This window comes from Paracoccus sp. FO-3 (genome assembly GCF_006386455.1).
GTDB lineage: Bacteria > Pseudomonadota > Alphaproteobacteria > Rhodobacterales > Rhodobacteraceae > Paracoccus > Paracoccus versutus.
This window is the reverse complement of the sequence record NZ_VCBQ01000018.1, coordinates 49495-65599: the sequence shown is the minus strand read 5'-3', so window position 1 is coordinate 65599 and position 16105 is coordinate 49495. Positions and strand designations below refer to the sequence as shown.

The window sequence follows — 16105 nt, the reverse complement described above, 5'->3', positions numbered from 1 at the left end:
CGGCACGCCGGCCGCGATCCGGGCGGGCGGCATCGACCCCGCGGCGGCGCTGGCCAGGAACGATTCGACCCCGGCGCTGGCGGCGGGCGATGCGCTGGTGGTGGCGGGCGCCACCGGCACCAATGTCGCCGACCTGGCGGTGCTGGTGCGCGGCTGAAAGCACGGGCGGCGCCCTGGGCCGCGCGCAAGGCTGCCCTGCGCCCGCCCGCCTTGCCCGTCCTTCCGGCAGGGCCTAAGACCGAAGGGCACGAGCCGCATGACGGGGAACCCCATGAGATCGACCCTCAGCTACATGACTTGGCCCTTCATCGTCACCGGCGCGGGACTGGCGCTCGCCGCCTTCCTGGGCTGGGAATACCATGGCACCGGCTCGGGGGCGCTGGCCTTCTTCCTGATCGCCGGCATCCTGGCGGTGCTGGAGATATCGCTCAGCTTCGACAATGCCATCGTCAATGCCAACAAGCTCAAGCAGATGGTGCCGAAATGGCAGCGCCGCTTCCTGACCTGGGGCATCCTGATCGCGGTCTTCGGCATGCGGGTGATCTTTCCGCTGCTGGTCGTGGTGATCGCCGCCCACCTGGCGCCATGGGAGGCGCTGCGCCTCGCCGCCACCCAGCCGCAGGAATATTCCCGCATCATCCACGAGGCGCACCTGCCCATCGCGGCCTTCGGCGGCTCGTTCCTGATGCTGGTGGCGCTGAACTATTTCTTCGACGAGGCCAAGGACGTGGACTGGATCAAGGGCGTCGAGGCCGCGCTGCGCAAGCTGGGCGAGATCCGCGGCATGGAGGTCGGCTTCGTGCTGATCTGCATGCTGGTGATCGTGGGCCAGCTGCCGGCGGAAAAGGAGCATGCCTTCATCATCGCCGCGATCTGGGGGGTGATCACCTATCTGCTGGTGGACATGCTCGGCCATGTCCTGGACCGCTGGGGCGGCGCCCCCCGGCACGCCGACATGGCGCGCGGCGGCTTCGGCGCCTTCCTCTATCTCGAGGTGCTGGACGCGTCCTTCAGCTTCGACGGGGTGATCGGCGCCTTCGCGCTGACCCAGAACCTGTTCCTGATCGCCATCGGCCTTGGCATCGGCGCGATGTATGTGCGCTCGATGACGGTGATGCTGGTCGAGCGCGGCACGCTGGCCGCCTTCCGCTATCTCGAACACGGTGCCTTCTGGTCGATCTTCGTGCTGTCGATCCTGATGTTCGTTCAGACCCTGCGGCCGATCCCGGAAGTGGTCACCGGCCTGCTGGGCGCCTGCTTCATCGGCATGGCCTTCCTCAGCTCGCTGGCCTGGCGCCGCCGCCACCCGCAGGGCTGAGTTCGCCGTTCTTTCCGTTTGCCAAATACCCATGCGACGGGGCCCAGGGGCGCGGTTGCCGGAGTATTTGGGGAACAGAGAAGTCGCGGCCGCGGCGTCCCATCGCGCCGGGCGGCGCGGCCGGCGCCGTCCGGGGAGCATTTGGGAAACGGTGAACGGCGCCAGGCGCCAGGTGTCAGGCGCTGCCCAGCGGTCGCGTCGCCAGCGAGAGCCAATCCCGCACCTCGCCCGCGACCAGGGGCGAGATCTTCTCCCGGACCTGCGCATGATAGGCGTCGAGCCAGGCGATCTCGGCCGGGGCGAGCAGGCCGGGCTCGATGAGGCGACGGTCGATCGGGGCGAAGGTCAGGGTCTCGAAGCCCAGCATCTCGCGCCCGTCGGGGCTGCCCTGTTCCTCGACCACGATCAGGTTCTCGATGCGGATGCCGAAGCCGCCCTCGCGGTAATAGCCGGGCTCGTTCGACAGGATCATGCCGGGGGCCAGCGGGATGTCCGAGATGCGCGAGATCCTGACCGGCCCCTCATGCACCGAAAGGCCGGCGCCGACGCCGTGCCCGGTGCCGTGGTCGTAATCCATGCCCTCGGACCACAGCGGCGCGCGGGCCAGCGCGTCGATATGGCAGCCCGCGAGGCCCTTGGGGAACTGCACCCGCGACAGCGCGATCATGCCCTGAAGCACGCGGGTATAGGGCCGCCGCACCGCCGGATCGACCGGGCCCATCGGCAGGGTGCGGGTGATGTCGGTGGTGCCGTTGGCATATTGCCCGCCGGAATCGACCAGCAGCACATGGCCGGGCAGGATGCACAGGTTGCTTTGCCGGTCGACATGGTAATGCGGGATCGCGGCATGCGGGCCGGTGGCCGCGATGGTGTCGAAGCTGATGTCGAGGATGCCGCGCGCCACGCGCAATTCCTCGAGCTTGGTGGCCACGTCGATCTCGGTCAGCGGCTCGGCGTCCAGATGCGGTGCGCGGGCGTCGAGCCAGCACAGCAGTTCCGTCACCGCGGCGCCGTCCTGCAGATGGGCGGCGCGCATCCCGGCGATCTCGGCCGCGTTCTTGCGCGCTTTCGGCAGGATCACCGGATCCGGGGCTTCGGCGATGGGGGTCTTCATGCTTTCGATCAGCGCGAACACCTGCTCGGGCGCGCTGGCGGGGTCGACCCGCACCGGGCCGGCCAGGTTGGTCAGCGCCGGGGTCAGCGCATCGAGCGGCAGGATCGAGACCGCATTGCCAAGCGCCGCCCGCACCTCCGCGCCGAACTTGGCCGGGTTGGTGAAGACGGCGACATGGCCGTTCTCCTCGATGATGGCGAAGCCTTGCACCACCGGGTTCTTCGGCACGTCGGCGCCACGGATGTTCAGCAGCCACGACACCGAATCGGGCAGGGTCAGCACCGCTGCCTGCTGTCCGGCATCGCGCAGCGCGCGGGCGATGCGGGCGCGTTTTTCGGCCGCGGTTTCGCCTGCGATCTCGTCGGGCCAGAGGCGGACCGCGCCCACCGGCGCCTCGGGCTGGTCGGTCCAGATCGCATCGACCGGGTTCGTGTCAAGCGCGATCAGCGCGATGCCCGAGCCGGCCAAGCCCTTTTCCATCTCGCGGATCTCGCGCCGCGTGTGCAGCCAGGGGTCGTAGCCGATGCGCCCGCCCTCGGGCAGGGCCTCGCGCAGCCAGTCGGCGGGTTTCGTCTCCGGCCAGGGCACCGGGGTGAAATGCGCGGGGTCCACCTGGGCCTTGACCTGTACGCGATAGCGGCCGTCGATGAACACGCCGGCGCGGTCGGGCGTGACGATGCAGAAGCCGGCGCTGCCGGTAAATCCGGTCAGCCAGGCCAGCCGCGCATCCCGCGCCGCGACATATTCGCCCTGATGGGCGTCGGCGCGCGGCACCAGGAAGCCGTCGAGCCCGCGCGCGGCCAGTTCGCGGCGCAGCGCCGCCAGCCGGGGCGGATGCGCGGCGGGATCGGAGTGGCTGTCATAAGTCTGGAACATGCTTGCCTCTGGGTCTTGTTCTGGATGTCAGGCGCGGGCCAGCGCCTCGTGTGCGCCGGGCAGGGTGCGGGCCAGCCCGTCGGCCACCGCCTGGGCGCTGCGGCGGTGGTGGAAGTCGGCAGCGACGCGGGCGCGGGAGGCCTGCGCCAGCCGCCGCGCCTCGTGGGGACCGGCGTGGAGCCGGGCGATTTCGTCCGCCATGACCTCGGGGCGTTCGGGGGGCACCAGGATCGCGTCGCGGCCCGAGGTGATCAGCTCGTGATTGCCGCCGACATCGGTGACGACCACCGGCATCTCCATCGCCATCGCCTCCATGATCGCGACCGAGATGCCTTCGTTCAGGCTGGCCAGCGCAAAGACATGCGCGCGCTCCAGCCCCTCGCGGACCGAGGTTTCGTTGACCGCGCCCAAGAGCGTCACCGCATCGCTGAGCCCCTTTTCCGCGATCAGCGCGTCGAGCTGGCGGTGATAGCCGGTGCCGCCCTGTTCGTCCTCGCCGGCGATCTCCAGCCGGGTATCGATGCCGCGGGTGCGCAGCAGGGCGACCGTCTGGATCAGGTGGTCATGGCCCTTGACCGCGTTCAGCCGGCCGCAGCTGAAGATGCGCAGCGGCTCGCCCGGCGCGGGCGGTTGCCAGGGGGTCTGGCGCCGGATCTGGTCGAGGTCGACGCCCATCGGCGCGACATTGATCACCGCCGGGCGGTCGGTGCCGATCTCGCGCTCGGCCACCTGCGTCAGCAATTGCGAGATGATGGTGGCGAAGCGCGCATGGCGCCATTTCTGCCGCTGGTTCGGCCCGTAGCCCTCCAGCGTCGGGCCGTGCAGGGTCAGGCTGTAGCCGGGCCCGCCCAGCCTTTCGGCGAACATGGCGATATTGGCGCTGTCGGCGCAGCTGTGGACATGGATGTGGTTCCAGCCCTGCTGGCGGGCGATGCGCTTGAGCCGCGCGCCCATGGCCAGCAGCGCCAGTATCCGCAGCCGGCCCTTGAGCCCCTGCGCCTCGGCGGTCATCGCCGCGCCCAGGCCCCGCGCCCAGCCGGCGGGCCCCGAGCGCAGGAGTTCCGCAAGGATGCCCAGGCCTTCGCCGCCCAGCGGCATCAGGTAGCGGGTCTGCGCCTGCGCCTCGGCGGCCCAGCTGTGCGAGGCGACGGCGCGCGGCGGCGGGCGGGTCGAGATCAGCTCGGCCTCGATCCCCAGCTCCGCCAGCGCCTGCCGTTCGCGCCACAGGAAGATATGGGTCTGGCCCGGAAATTCGGGAATGAAGAAACCGATCTTCAGCACGTCAAAGCCCCTTGGCCTGCGAGGCGGAAAAACGGCCCCGGTCCTGCGAAATTGGTCGCATGGGACGCGGGGCAGTTCAAGCAGCCCGAAAGAACAGGTTCAGCCCACGCGGCGCAGGTTCATGGCGCGGGCGCGCTTCCTGGGATCGGCCTCGAACAGGGCGGCGAGCTGTTCGGTCATGGCGCCGGCCAGCTGCTCGGCATCGGTGATCGTCACCGCGCGCTCGTAATAGCGGGTCACGTCATGGCCGATGCCGATGGCCAGCAGCTCGACCTGCTTCTTGCGCTCGATCATCGCGATGACGTCGCGCAGGTGCTTTTCCAGGAAATTCGCCGGGTTGACCGACAGCGTCGAATCGTCCACCGGCGCCCCGTCCGAGATCACCATCAGGATGCGCCGCGCCTCGGGCCGCCGGGCCAGCCGCCGATGCGCCCATTCCAGCGCCTCGCCGTCGATGTTTTCCTTGAGGAGCCCTTCCTTCATCATCAGGCCCAGGTTCGGGCGCACCCGCCGCCAGGGCGCGTCGGCGCCCTTGTAGATGATATGGCGCAGGTCGTTCAGCCGCCCTGGCTGCGCCGGCCGGCCCGCGGCCAGCCATTTCTCGCGGCTCTGGCCGCCCTTCCAGGCGCGGGTGGTGAAGCCCAGGATCTCGACCTTGACCTGCGAACGCTCCAGCGTGCGGGCCAGCACGTCGGCGCAGATCGCGGCGATACTGATCGGCCGGCCGCGCATCGAGCCCGAATTGTCCAGAAGCAGCGTCACCACAGTGTCGCGGAACTCGGTGTCCTTTTCGACCTTGAAGGACAGCGGTGTCGTCGGGTTCGCCACCACGCGGGCCAGGCGGCCGGCGTCCAGCACGCCTTCCTCCTTGTCGAATTCCCAGCTGCGGTTCTGCTGTGCCTGCAAGCGCCGTTGCAGCTTGTTGGCCAGGCGCGAGACGGCGCCGCGCAGGGGTTCCAGCTGCTTGTCCAGATAGGCGCGCAGCCGCTCCAGCTCGGCCGGGTCGGCCAGATCCTCGGCGCGGATCTCCTCGTCGAATTCCTGGGCATAGACGCGGTAATCCGGGCTCGCCTCGCTGACCTGCGGCGGCAGGTCCGGGGGCGTCTCGGCCTCGGACATCTCGGCCTCGTCCACCAGCTCCTCGTCGGACTGGTCGTCCATGCTGACCTGGGCCTGGCGCTCTTCCTGGGTCTGTTCCTGCGTGCGCTCGGGGCTGGCCTCGGCCTCGTCGTCCTGGTTCTGGTCGCGGGACTGGTTGTCGCCGGCCTCCTCGTCCTGCTCGGCGTTTTCCTCGGCCTCGTCCTCCTGCGGTTCGTCGGGGTCTTCGCCCAGCTGGTCGCCATAGCCCAGGTCGGCGATCACCTTGCGGGCGAGCCGGGCGAAGGCCGCCTGGTCGGCCAGCACCTCGCCCACATGATCGAGATCGGCGCCGGCCTGTTCCTCGACGAAGGGGCGCCACAGGTCGGCGACATGCTGCGCGGCCGAGGGCAGGGCGCGGCCCGTCGCCGCCTGCCGCACGATATAGCCCGCCGCCACCGCCAGCGGCGCATCGGCCGGGGCCTTGATCTGGCCATAGCCCTTGCGCTCGGCCTCCTGCCCCAGCTTGGCGTCGATGTTGCTGAGCGCGCCGGGCATGTCGCGGGCCCCCAGCGCCTCGCAGCGCGCGGTCTCCATCGCCTCGTAGAGGTCGCGCGCCATCGGTCCGGCGGGCGCGTATTTCGCATGGGTTCCGGCATCGTGGTGGCGCAGCTTCATCGCCAGGGCGTCGGCGGTGCCGCGCGCCAGCAGCACCTCGTCGCGGGTCATGCGGCGGCTGACCTGCGGCAGGCGCATGGTATCGCCCGCCACGCCGGAAGGGTCGGCGGTGAAGGTCACGTTCAGCTCGTGATCCTCGGCCAGGGCGCGGGTGGCCTCGGTCAGGGCCTTCTTGAACGGATCGGCGGGGTTGTCGGATTTTTTCATGTTTGTTCCTCGATTTGAGGCGCCGGTCGCGTAATGGTGGCTATCTGATCCCAATTTTCGTGATAGTCGTCGAGCCAACCCGCCTTGTAAGGCGTATCTGCTCCCATCAATTTCGTGTAGTCCGGCAAGAGGCGCCGAATGCTCGAATCGTTGCGGACTTGACCGCGCGCGCCCGGATTGGACAACCAAGTCTGGTGGCTGTTGCGGATCACCTCGGCAACGATCTGGCTAGGGATCACATGCACGACCGGCGCTGCCGAGGCGTCTTTTCCAAGGTCTACGAAGCAATAGAATATGCGAGGGTTCTGCAAATTCTCGTGCTTTTGCCGCATATGCCAGCCGCCATCACTTCCTTTGGCCCATCGGGTCTTGACCTGAAAGGCGCATAGCTGGGTGCCTTCCACGGATGTGACGACAATATCGAAATTTGGAACGCCTTGTGGAGCCAGCGCGGCGATGTAGCCCCGCGATAGAAGCCGCGACATGACCAGATGCTCCCCCGCGGCTCCGGTCACTGTTGTGGCGTCTATTGCGTTCATCACCCCGCCTTGACCGCCGCGCTTTCCGGCAGTTCCTCGTCGAACAGGCGCTGATAGAACTCGGCCACCGTCTGGCGCTCAAGCTCGTCGCATTTGTTCAGGAAGGTCAGGCGGAAGGCATAGCCCACGTTGTCGCCGAAGATGCGCGCGTTCTGCGCCCAGGCGATCACCGTGCGCGGCGACATGACCGTGGAGAGATCCCCCTGCATGAAGGCCGTGCGCGTCAGGTCGGCCAGTGTCACCATCTGGCTGATGATCTTGCGGCCTTTTTCGGTGTTGTAGGTCGGGTTCTTGGCCAGCACGATGGCCGCCTCGGCGTCGTGGCTCAGGTAGTTCAGCGTCGCCACCAGCGACCAGCGGTCCATCTGGCCCTGGTTGATCTGCTGCGTGCCGTGATAGAGGCCGGTGGTGTCGCCCAGGCCCACGGTGTTCGCCGTCGCGAACAGGCGGAAATAGGGGTTCGGGGTGATGACCTCGTTCTGGTCCAGAAGCGTCAGCTTGCCGTCCGCCTCCAGCACGCGCTGGATCACGAACATCACGTCGGCCCGGCCGGCGTCATATTCGTCGAAGACGATGGCGGTCGGGTTGCGCAGGGCCCAGGGCAGGATGCCCTCGTGGAAGACCGTGACCTGCTTGCCGTCCACCAGCTTGATCGCGTCCTTGCCGATCAGGTCGATCCGGCTGACGTGGCTGTCCAGGTTCACCCGCACGCAGGGCCAGTTCAGCCGCGCCGCCACCTGTTCGATATGCGTGGATTTGCCGGTGCCGTGATAGCCCTGGATCATCACCCGACGGTTGTAGGCAAAGCCCGCCAGGATCGCCAGCGTGGTGTCGGGATCGAACTTGTAGGTCGTGTCGATGTCGGGCACCCGATCCGAGCGTTCGGCAAAGCCCTTGACCTTCATGTCGCTGTCTAGGCCGAAGACCTCGCGCAGGTCGATCTCTTCGGTCGGTTTCGCGTTCTGATCCAGCATGGGCGGCCCTTTCGATTGTCCCATGCTTGATGAATGATTCCCCGCGCGGGCGCAAGCCGGGCGGGGCGCGGGAACCGTCGCCGCGGCTGCGAATTGCGTATGGGCGCGCCGCCGCCTAGAGTGCCGCGCAGGAACCTGGGACGGGAAACGGACATGAGCGGATTGCTGGCGCTGCTGGATGACGTGGCGGGGATCGCCAAGATCGCGGCCGCATCGGTCGACGACGTGGCGGGCCAGGCGGTCAAGGCCGGCGCCAAGGCCGCCGGCGCGGTGATCGACGACGCCGCGGTGACGCCGAAATACGTCCACGGCTTTTCCGCCGCGCGCGAGGTGCCGATCGTGATGAAGATCGCGCGCGGCTCGCTTTTCAACAAGCTGGTGATCCTGCTGCCCATCGCGCTGCTGCTCTCGGCCTTCGCGCCCTGGGCGATCACGCCGCTGCTGATGCTGGGCGGCTCCTACCTGTGCTTCGAGGGGGCCGAGAAGCTGGTGCATGCGCTCAGCCATCACAAGATAAACGAGCCGCATCTGCAGGCGACCGCCGAGGGCGGGGCCGGGCTGGAAGAGGAACGGGTGCGCGGCGCGATCAAGACCGACTTCATCCTCTCGGCCGAGATCATGACCATCGCGCTGGCCGCGATCCCGAACGGCGACGCGATCTGGATGAAGGCGCTGATCCTGGCGGTGGTGGCGGTGGGCATCACCGTCGCGGTCTACGGCTTCGTGGCGCTGATCGTGAAGGCGGACGATTTCGGCCTGCACCTGCACGAACGCGGCGGCCCTGCCGCGGGGCTGGGGCGGGGCATCGTCCATGTCATGCCGGGCTTCATGAAGGTGCTGACCGTGGTCGGCACCGCGGCGATGATCTGGGTCGGCGGCCAGATCGTCATCCACGGGCTGCATGTGCTGGGCCAGCACCAGCCCTATGACTGGATCCACGGCGCGGCCGAGGCCGCGGCCCAGGCCCTGCCCGCGGCACCGGGCCTTGCCGCCTGGACCACCACCGCCTTCTTCGACGGCATCTTCGGGGTGATCTGGGGCATGATCCTGATTCCGGTGGCGCATTACGCCGTCACCCCCGCCATCGAGGCGGTGAAGGGCGCGGTGGGCGCCAAGTCCTGACCCCGGCTTGCCCTTGGCCTGCCGCCGGGACTATCAACTGCCATACCAATGCCGCAGGAGATGTCCATGCCGATTCCCGCCCCGGCCCTCGACGCGCTTTCCGCGCTTCTGGGCGCGCGCCTGTCCACCAGCGGCGCCGACCGCGACCTGCACGCCCAGTCCGAGACCTTCCACCGCGCGCCGCCGCCCGATGCGGTGGCCTGGCCGGTCTCGACCCAGGAGGTCTCGGGCATCGCCGCCATCTGCCATGCGCATCGCGTGCCGATGATCGGCTGGGGCACCGGCACCTCGCTGGAAGGGCAGGCGCTGGCGCCGCAGGGCGGGCTGGTGATCGACCTGACCAAGATGGACCGGGTGCTGGAGATCCGCGCCGAGGACATGCAGGTCAGCGTCCAGCCCGGCTGCACGCGCGAGGCGCTGAACCTTGAGCTGCGCGCGACCGGCCTGTTCTTCCCGGTCGATCCCGGCGCCAATGCCTCGCTGGGCGGCATGGCGGCGACGCGCGCCTCGGGCACCACGGCCGTGCGCTATGGCACCATGCGCGACAACGTGCTGGCGCTCGAGGTGGTGCTGGCGGACGGGCGCGTCATCCGCACCGGCACGCGGGCGGCGAAATCCAGCGCCGGCTATGACCTGACGGCGCTCTTCGTCGGTTCCGAAGGCACGCTTGGCATCATCACCGAACTGACCCTGCGCCTGCATGGCCAGCCCGAGGAGGTCGCCGCGGCCGTCTGCGGCTTTTCGACGCTGGAGCAGGCGGTGGAATGCGTCACCGCCACGATCCAGTCCGGCATCCCGATGGCGCGGATCGAGTTCATCGACGCCGACGTGGTGCGCGCCTTCAACCGCGCCTCGGGCACCCAGATGCATGAAGGCCCGCATCTGATGGTCGAGTTCCACGGCTCCTCCGCCTCGGTCAAGGGCGATGCCGAGGCCTTCGGTGCGCTGGCGGCCGAGTTCGGCGGCACCGGCTTCGACTGGGCGACCACGCCCGAGGCGCGGGCTGCCTTGTGGAAGATGCGCCACAACGCCTATCGTTCCTGCCTGGCGCTGCGGCCGGGGGCGACGGCGGTGGTGACGGATGTCTGCGTGCCGATGTCGCATCTGCCCGCCGCGGTGGCGGCGGCGGCCGAGGACATCCGCGCCGAGGGCCTGCTGGGCCCCATCGTCGGCCATGTCGGCGACGGCAATTTCCATGCCCAGATCCTGGTGGCGCCCGGCGACGAGGCCGAGCTTGCCGCCGCCAAGCGCGTCGCGCTGCGCATGGCCGAGCGTGCGATTGCGGTGGGCGGCACCATCACCGGCGAGCATGGCGTGGGCATCGGCAAGCGCCCCCTGATGCCCGCCCAGCACGGCGCGGCCATCGGCGTCATGGCGGCGATCAAGCAGGCGCTGGACCCCGAGGGGGTGCTGAACCCCGGCAAGCTGGTGCCCGAGGCCGATTGAGGCCCCTGGGGCCTGCCGTCAGCTGAAGATGAAATCGCCCGCGTCGAGCGCGGCGGAACCGACGCCCACGATCAGGATCGAGGTTCCGCCGGCCAGATCTATACGGCAATCCGCGCCGACATCGGTAAGCACAAGGTCGTCGAACGTCACGCCGCCGCCGGTATTGGTAAGCTGGATCCTGTCGGTGCCGCCCTCGAAATCCATGATGCGGTCGTTTCCTTCGTCGGAATCGTATTTGAAAAGAAAGGTATCGCTGCCGGTATAGCCCGCCAGTGCGTCATTGCCTGCGCCGCCGGACAGGGTGTCGTTTCCTGCCATTCCCAAAAGAAAGTCATCGCCGGCCATGCCATGGATAAGGTCGTTCCCGGCCGCGCCAGAAATCGTGTCGGAGTGCCAGGAAAAATTGAATCCGTAGATGGTGTCGTTGGTCGAACTGCCCCAGATCTGCCCCAGAGCGCCACCTGCTGACTCATAATCTCCTATGCTGGAAACATCGATAATTCCGGCGCCTTCTACCATGAGTTCCTTGTTCGTCCTGTTTTCCAGAACCTCTACCCAAGACACCTTCCCTAGTTTTATGGCAAGCAAGCTGCTGCTGGTGGTCGCTTCTGCCGCTATGGTATCCTCGCCAGAGCCGCCAGAAATATCATCGCCTGCAAGGGAATAATAATCCCTCACGTCGTTTACGATTATGACGTCATCTCCGCCGTCTCCATAGATGGTGTCCTTTCCATTTCCCCCCATGATCCAATCGTTGCCGGCCCCGCCCATGATGATGTCAGCACCGTCCATGCCGTAAATCGTGTCATTGCCGGCGCTGCCCAGGATAAAATCGTTTCCGGTGCCGCCGGTGATGCGGTCATTGCCGCTGGTGCCCGTGTAAGTCGCCATTAACCATCTCCACATGAAACAAAAAATTATAAATATCTTTCAGTTGCTTGCAGGAAGAGGATAGCCTATCAACCAACGATGTGCAATGTTTTTAATTGAACGGAATCGTTTCCATGCAGCTTTCATCTGCCGGTATTGCTCTGACCATCCTCAGCCAGCGTGATCCCTCTGCTGCCATCGCTGGACAGGGTGCGACGGCGACTGATGGCGTTGCCGGGCCACAGGCTGCGCCGATCCTGGACAGTCCGGGCGCCTCTGACAGATATGTTCCGGCCAGTGGCGTGTATGACCCGGCCAGCGGCCTTTACGACAGCGAATATATCGAGCGAATGGTTGCCGAAGGCAAGCGGAAAGCGGAACTCCGATATGCGCTCGGGGACGGTTCCAGAAGCCCGTTCGACCCGGAAATTGCCGATGCATTTGGATTTAAGAATGTGTGGGAGAAAACGCTCTCTGATCCCCGCAAGGTTTTCCCCGGCCATTTCGTAACTGCGCAGGAAATTCCCATGGGAACAAGGGCGCCGCAGCGCGATGCGGATTTTCTGTCGCGGCGTGACGCGATGGCCAATGCGTATCATTTCGCGACCGCATTGGTGAAAGCTGCGCGGGACGTCATCGGTTCCAGGATCGGGATAGAAACCCACAAGGATCAGATGCTGGATGCCTCTGGCAGGCTTTATGGTATCGGCTCGGACGGCCGCGCCGGCAGCGGCGACTGGAAGGCCGCAATAGAACGCGGAACCTATATCATACTGCATGAAATGGGAGAAATGGAAAAGATGGCGGCCTCTCTGGCCAATCTGTTCAGCTTCGATTCGACCAGCGTGACGCAGCCGGCCTATGACGGCAGCTTCCAGGGTTTCAGCATTACCCATGGCACGCTGGGCAAGATCATGGACGTGTCCGCCGACGGGACTCTTACGCTTTACGATGCCGAAGGCACCGCCTATTCGGCCGAGGAATATAACGCGGCCAATATCGACGGCGGCATCCCGCAGCTGCATAACGACCTGATCCGCCAAGCCGACGACCGCGCCGCACTTGCCAGCCGCGGGGTCCGCAGGGAGGCGTCGGGCAGGATCGTGCCCCTTTGACCACGGTCTCCGCCGCCGCTGACAAACTCGTGACTGTCACGCCATCGTGACAGAGCGTCGCACCTTTGCGATAAGGACGGACAGGCGCCGAACACAGGCGCAGGGACGAAGGCGCCGGAAAGGCGCGGGCAGAGGGCAGAGATGACATTCCTGGGCAAGATTATGGCAGTGCTGGCGCTGGTCGCGCTGGCCTCCTGCGGGGGGCCCTCGAGCGGGCCGGCGGTGATGGCGGGGCAGGGCAGCGGCCCGCAGTTCGGCGACAGCGCGCCGCATCCCTGGATCGGCGGGCATCCCTATGACCACCCGGTCCACGGCATCGACATCTCGCGCTGGCAGGGCGAGATCGACTGGCACCGGGTGCGCAGTTCGGGCATCAGCTTCGCCTTCATCAAGGCGACCGAAGGCGGCGACCATGCCGACCCGAACTTCCGCCGCTACTGGCAGGAGGCGGCGCAGGCCCGCATCCCGCGCGGCGCCTATCACTATTTCTATTTCTGCCGCTCGGGCTCGGAACAGGCGGCCTGGTTCATCGCCAACGTGCCCAGGGAACGCGGCGCCATGCCGCCGGTGCTGGACCTGGAATGGACCGCCTCCAAGACCTGCCCGCATCGCCCGGCCAGCCACGAGGTGCTGCGCGAGGCCAAGATCTTCAAGGACATCCTGCACCGGCACTATGGCCAGCGCCCGATCATCTACACGACGGTCGATTTCTACCGCGACAACAACCTCGGCTCCTGGCCCGAGGAGTTCTGGCTGCGCTCGGTCGCGGGCCATCCGCGCATCGTCTATCCCGGCCAGCGCTATACGTTCTGGCAATATACCGGCACCGGCATCGTGCCGGGGATCCGCGGCAACGTGGACCTGAACGTCTTTGCGGGCTCGCCCGCGCAGTGGCGGGCATGGCTGAGCCAGCGCCTGCAATAAGGCGCGGCCTGCTCTGGGCCGAATTCGCGGCGCTCTACCTGGGGGCGCCGCTGGTCATCGCGCTGTTCCTGCCCGGCCACTTGCTGTTCGAGGCGCTGGCGGTGTTCAGCCTGGCGGGGCTGGGCCTCTTGTGGCGCACCGGCGGCTTTCACTGGCACAGCCTGGTGCGCGGCTGGAGCCGCTTGCCCTGGCGCGAGATCCTGGCCATCGCGCTGGCCACCCTGCTGACGGGGCTGGCGATCCTGGCGCTCGACCGGCCGAACTCGATCTTCCAGATCGTGCGGCAGCGGCCCGAGTTCCTGCCGGTGATCTGGGTGTTCTACCCGATCCTCTCGGCCCTGCCGCAGGAGCTGATCTTTCGCCCGCTGTTCTTCCACCGCTACGCCGCGCTGCTGCCGGCGGGGCAGGGGGCGATCGCGCTGAACGCGGCGGTGTTTTCCTTTGCGCACCTGATGTATTGGTCCTGGGTGGTGGCGGTGCTGACCTTCGTCGGCGGCTGGTTCTTTGCCCGCGCCTATCTGGAGCGCGGCTTCCCCTCGGCCTGGGTCTTGCATGCGGTGGCGGGGAATGTCCTCTTTGCCGTCGGCATGGGCGCCTATTTCTACACCGGCAACGTGGTGAGGCCGTTCTGATTGCTTGACTTCGCCCGCGCGGCGCGGTTCATGCGGGGCCGATACGCAAGGGGAAAAACGATGAGCGCCTATCGCAGCCATACCTGCGGCGAGCTGACCGCCGCTGCCGCCGGGTCCGAAGTCCGTCTGTCCGGCTGGGTCCACCGGGTCCGCGACCATGGCGGGGTGCTGTTCATCGACCTGCGCGACCATTACGGCATCACCCAGGTGATCGCCGACAGCGACTCGCCCGCCTTCCCGGCACTGGAAAAGCTGCGGGCCGAGACGGTGATCCGCATCGACGGCCGCGTCAAGCTGCGCGACCCGAGCCTGGTCAACCCCAAGCTGCCCACCGGCGAGATCGAGGTCTATGCCACCGATATGGAGATCCTGGGCGCCGCGGACGACCTGCCGCTGCCGGTCTTCGGCGACCAAGACTATCCCGAGGAGACGCGGCTGGCCTATCGCTTCCTCGACCTGCGCCGCGAAAGCCTGCACAACAACATCATGCTGCGCTCGCGCGTGGTCAAATGGCTGCGCGACGCGATGTGGGACCAGGGCTTCACCGAGTTCCAGACCCCGATCATCACCGCCAGCTCGCCCGAGGGCGCGCGCGACTTCCTGGTGCCCTCGCGCCTGCATCCGGGCAAGTTCTACGCCCTGCCGCAGGCGCCGCAGCAGTTCAAGCAGCTGATCATGGTCGCGGGCTTCGACAAGTATTTCCAGATCGCGCCCTGCTTCCGCGACGAGGATCCGCGCGCCGACCGCTCGCCCACCGATTTCTACCAGCTCGACGTCGAGATGTCCTTCGTCGAGCAGGAGGACGTGTTCCGCGCCGTCCAGCCGGTGATCCAGGGCCTGTTCGAAACCTTCGGCGGCGGCCGCCGGGTCGACGCGACCTGGCCGCGCATCCCCTATGCCGAGGCGATGCTGAAATACGGCTCGGACAAGCCCGACCTGCGCAACCCCATCGAGATGCAGGTGGTCAGCGAGCATTTCCGCGGCTCGGGCTTTGCGATCTTCGCGAAGTTGCTGGAGCAGGAGGGCACCGAGGTCCGCGCCATTCCCGCGCCCACCGGCGGCTCGCGCAAGTTCGCCGACCGCATGAACGCATTCGCCCAGCAGCAGGGCCTGCCCGGCATGGGCTATATCTTCTGGCGCAAGGCCGAGGACGGCACGACCGAAGCCGCCGGCCCCATCGCCAAGGCGCTGGGCCCCGAGAAGACCGAGGCGATCCGCACCCAGCTGGGCCTGGGCGAGGGCGACGCGGCCTTCTTCCTGGGCGGCAAGCCCGAGGGTTTCGAGGCCGTCGCCGGCCGCGCCCGCAACGAGATCGGCCGCGAGCTGGGCCTGATCGACGAGAACCAGTTCAAGTTCGCCTGGATCGTCGATTTCCCGATGTATGAAAAGGGCGAGGACGGGCGGATCGACTTCAGCCACAACCCGTTCTCGATGCCGCAGGGGGGCCTGGATGCGCTGGCGGGCGACCCGCTGGCGGTCAAGGGCTATCAATACGACCTGGCCTGCAACGGCTATGAGCTGGTCTCGGGCGCGATCCGCAACCACCGCCCCGAGATCATGTTCCGCGCCTTCGAACTGGCCGGCTATGGCCGGGACGAGGTGGAAAAGCGGTTCGGCGGCATGGTCAAGGCCTTCCGCTATGGCGCGCCCCCGCACGGCGGCTGCGCGGCGGGGATCGACCGCATCGTCATGCTGCTGGCCGACGAGGTGAACATCCGCGAGGTCATCATGTTCCCGATGAACCAGCGCGCCGAAGACCTGATGATGGGCGCCCCCAGCGAGCCGACGAACGAGCAGCTGCGCGAGCTGCGCCTGCGCGTGCTGCCGCGCGAGTAAGCTTGGCGGCGCTGCGTCGGCAGTCTGTTGCCGCATCGCCGCATGCTGAAGAAAGCGTGAACTGACCTCGGGCCGAGGTCGTGCCATAACCTGCGC

Annotated in this window: 14 protein-coding genes; 8 read left to right on the top strand and 6 right to left on the bottom strand. The window is 67.2% G+C overall.

The features are described from left to right. Positions 1 to 16: 16 nt before the first annotated feature. Both FE811_RS07335 and FE811_RS07330 read left to right on the top strand, forming a co-directional pair. Positions 17 to 157 carry an MOFRL family protein gene (locus FE811_RS07335; RefSeq protein WP_370362667.1) on the top strand — a complete coding sequence of 47 codons (141 nt, stop codon included), beginning with the start codon at positions 17 to 19 and terminating at the stop codon, positions 155 to 157. A 99-nt stretch (positions 158 to 256) separates the two neighbouring features. After that, entirely contained in the window at positions 257 to 1318 is a 1062-nt protein-coding gene (locus FE811_RS07330; protein ID WP_036751317.1) for a DUF475 domain-containing protein, read from the top strand. 175 nt (positions 1319 to 1493) lie between these two features. Here the strand turns inward: FE811_RS07330 and FE811_RS07325 are convergent, their stop codons facing one another. The 5 genes from FE811_RS07325 to cobS form a co-directional block, all read right to left on the bottom strand. After that, positions 1494 to 3308: an aminopeptidase P family protein gene (locus tag FE811_RS07325; protein WP_116222933.1), complete on the bottom strand. Its 1815-nt coding sequence runs from the start codon at positions 3306 to 3308 to the stop codon at positions 1494 to 1496. Between the two features lie 27 nt (positions 3309 to 3335). Continuing rightward, positions 3336 to 4589 carry an exopolysaccharide biosynthesis GT4 family glycosyltransferase EpsE gene (gene epsE / locus FE811_RS07320; RefSeq protein ID WP_116222932.1) on the bottom strand — a complete coding sequence of 418 codons (1254 nt, stop codon included), beginning with the start codon at positions 4587 to 4589 and terminating at the stop codon, positions 3336 to 3338. Between the two features lie 99 nt (positions 4590 to 4688). Beyond that, positions 4689 to 6551, bottom strand: coding sequence for a cobaltochelatase subunit CobT (gene cobT, locus FE811_RS07315; protein WP_114534840.1), 1863 nt, complete (start codon positions 6549 to 6551; stop codon positions 4689 to 4691). Then, positions 6548 to 7090 carry a hypothetical protein gene (locus FE811_RS07310; RefSeq protein WP_208861664.1) on the bottom strand — a complete coding sequence of 181 codons (543 nt, stop codon included), beginning with the start codon at positions 7088 to 7090 and terminating at the stop codon, positions 6548 to 6550. The genes cobT and FE811_RS07310 overlap by 4 nt, the downstream gene beginning before the upstream one ends. Then, positions 7090 to 8064, bottom strand: a complete 975-nt coding sequence (gene cobS / locus FE811_RS07305; protein ID WP_036751307.1) for a cobaltochelatase subunit CobS — start codon at positions 8062 to 8064, stop codon at positions 7090 to 7092. The genes FE811_RS07310 and cobS overlap by 1 nt, the downstream gene beginning before the upstream one ends. Positions 8065 to 8217: 153 nt before the next feature. Between cobS and FE811_RS07300 the strand changes: the two genes are divergently transcribed. Continuing rightward, on the top strand, positions 8218 to 9186 hold the full coding sequence (locus FE811_RS07300) for a DUF808 domain-containing protein (protein ID WP_114534841.1): 969 nt from the start codon (positions 8218 to 8220) through the stop codon (positions 9184 to 9186). A gap of 66 nt (positions 9187 to 9252) precedes the next feature. Continuing rightward, complete coding sequence (locus tag FE811_RS07295) at positions 9253 to 10632, top strand: FAD-binding oxidoreductase (protein WP_116223274.1); 1380 nt, start codon at positions 9253 to 9255, stop codon at positions 10630 to 10632. Positions 10633 to 10650: 18 nt separating this feature from the next. Here the strand turns inward: FE811_RS07295 and FE811_RS07290 are convergent, their stop codons facing one another. Further along, positions 10651 to 11523 carry a calcium-binding protein gene (locus FE811_RS07290; RefSeq protein ID WP_166435608.1) on the bottom strand — a complete coding sequence of 291 codons (873 nt, stop codon included), beginning with the start codon at positions 11521 to 11523 and terminating at the stop codon, positions 10651 to 10653. Between the two features lie 113 nt (positions 11524 to 11636). On the opposite strand from FE811_RS07290, the gene FE811_RS07285 reads away from it, so the two are divergent. The 4 genes from FE811_RS07285 to aspS all read left to right on the top strand — a co-directional run bounded on the left by FE811_RS07285 (position 11637) and on the right by aspS (position 16009). Continuing rightward, positions 11637 to 12617: a hypothetical protein gene (locus tag FE811_RS07285; protein WP_140847001.1), complete on the top strand. Its 981-nt coding sequence runs from the start codon at positions 11637 to 11639 to the stop codon at positions 12615 to 12617. A gap of 141 nt (positions 12618 to 12758) precedes the next feature. Continuing rightward, positions 12759 to 13541 carry a GH25 family lysozyme gene (locus FE811_RS07280; RefSeq protein WP_036751300.1) on the top strand — a complete coding sequence of 261 codons (783 nt, stop codon included), beginning with the start codon at positions 12759 to 12761 and terminating at the stop codon, positions 13539 to 13541. Then, complete coding sequence (locus FE811_RS07275) at positions 13517 to 14173, top strand: type II CAAX prenyl endopeptidase Rce1 family protein (RefSeq protein ID WP_036751299.1); 657 nt, start codon at positions 13517 to 13519, stop codon at positions 14171 to 14173. Before FE811_RS07280 ends, FE811_RS07275 begins: the two co-directional genes overlap by 25 nt. Before the next feature lie 60 nt (positions 14174 to 14233). Further along, positions 14234 to 16009, top strand: a complete 1776-nt coding sequence (gene aspS, locus FE811_RS07270) for an aspartate--tRNA ligase (protein WP_036751297.1) — start codon at positions 14234 to 14236, stop codon at positions 16007 to 16009. Positions 16010 to 16105 lie beyond the last annotated feature (96 nt).

Bases quoted from the DNA above. Each gene is read 5' to 3' on its own strand.
- FE811_RS07295 (WP_116223274.1), top strand. From the start codon at position 9,253: ATGCCGATTCCCGCCCCGGCCCTCGACGCGCTTTCCGCGCTTCTGGGC.
- FE811_RS07300 (WP_114534841.1), top strand. From the start codon at position 8,218: ATGAGCGGATTGCTGGCGCTGCTGGATGACGTGGCGGGGATCGCCAAG.
- FE811_RS07275 (WP_036751299.1), top strand. From the start codon at position 13,517: ATGGCTGAGCCAGCGCCTGCAATAAGGCGCGGCCTGCTCTGGGCCGAA.
- cobS (WP_036751307.1), bottom strand. From the start codon at position 8,064: ATGCTGGATCAGAACGCGAAACCGACCGAAGAGATCGACCTGCGCGAG.
- FE811_RS07285 (WP_140847001.1), top strand. From the start codon at position 11,637: ATGCAGCTTTCATCTGCCGGTATTGCTCTGACCATCCTCAGCCAGCGT.
- aspS (WP_036751297.1), top strand. From the start codon at position 14,234: ATGAGCGCCTATCGCAGCCATACCTGCGGCGAGCTGACCGCCGCTGCC.
- cobT (WP_114534840.1), bottom strand. From the start codon at position 6,551: ATGAAAAAATCCGACAACCCCGCCGATCCGTTCAAGAAGGCCCTGACC.
- FE811_RS07290 (WP_166435608.1), bottom strand. From the start codon at position 11,523: ATGGCGACTTACACGGGCACCAGCGGCAATGACCGCATCACCGGCGGC.
- FE811_RS07310 (WP_208861664.1), bottom strand. From the start codon at position 7,090: ATGAACGCAATAGACGCCACAACAGTGACCGGAGCCGCGGGGGAGCAT.
- FE811_RS07330 (WP_036751317.1), top strand. From the start codon at position 257: ATGACGGGGAACCCCATGAGATCGACCCTCAGCTACATGACTTGGCCC.
- FE811_RS07280 (WP_036751300.1), top strand. From the start codon at position 12,759: ATGACATTCCTGGGCAAGATTATGGCAGTGCTGGCGCTGGTCGCGCTG.
- FE811_RS07325 (WP_116222933.1), bottom strand. From the start codon at position 3,308: ATGTTCCAGACTTATGACAGCCACTCCGATCCCGCCGCGCATCCGCCC.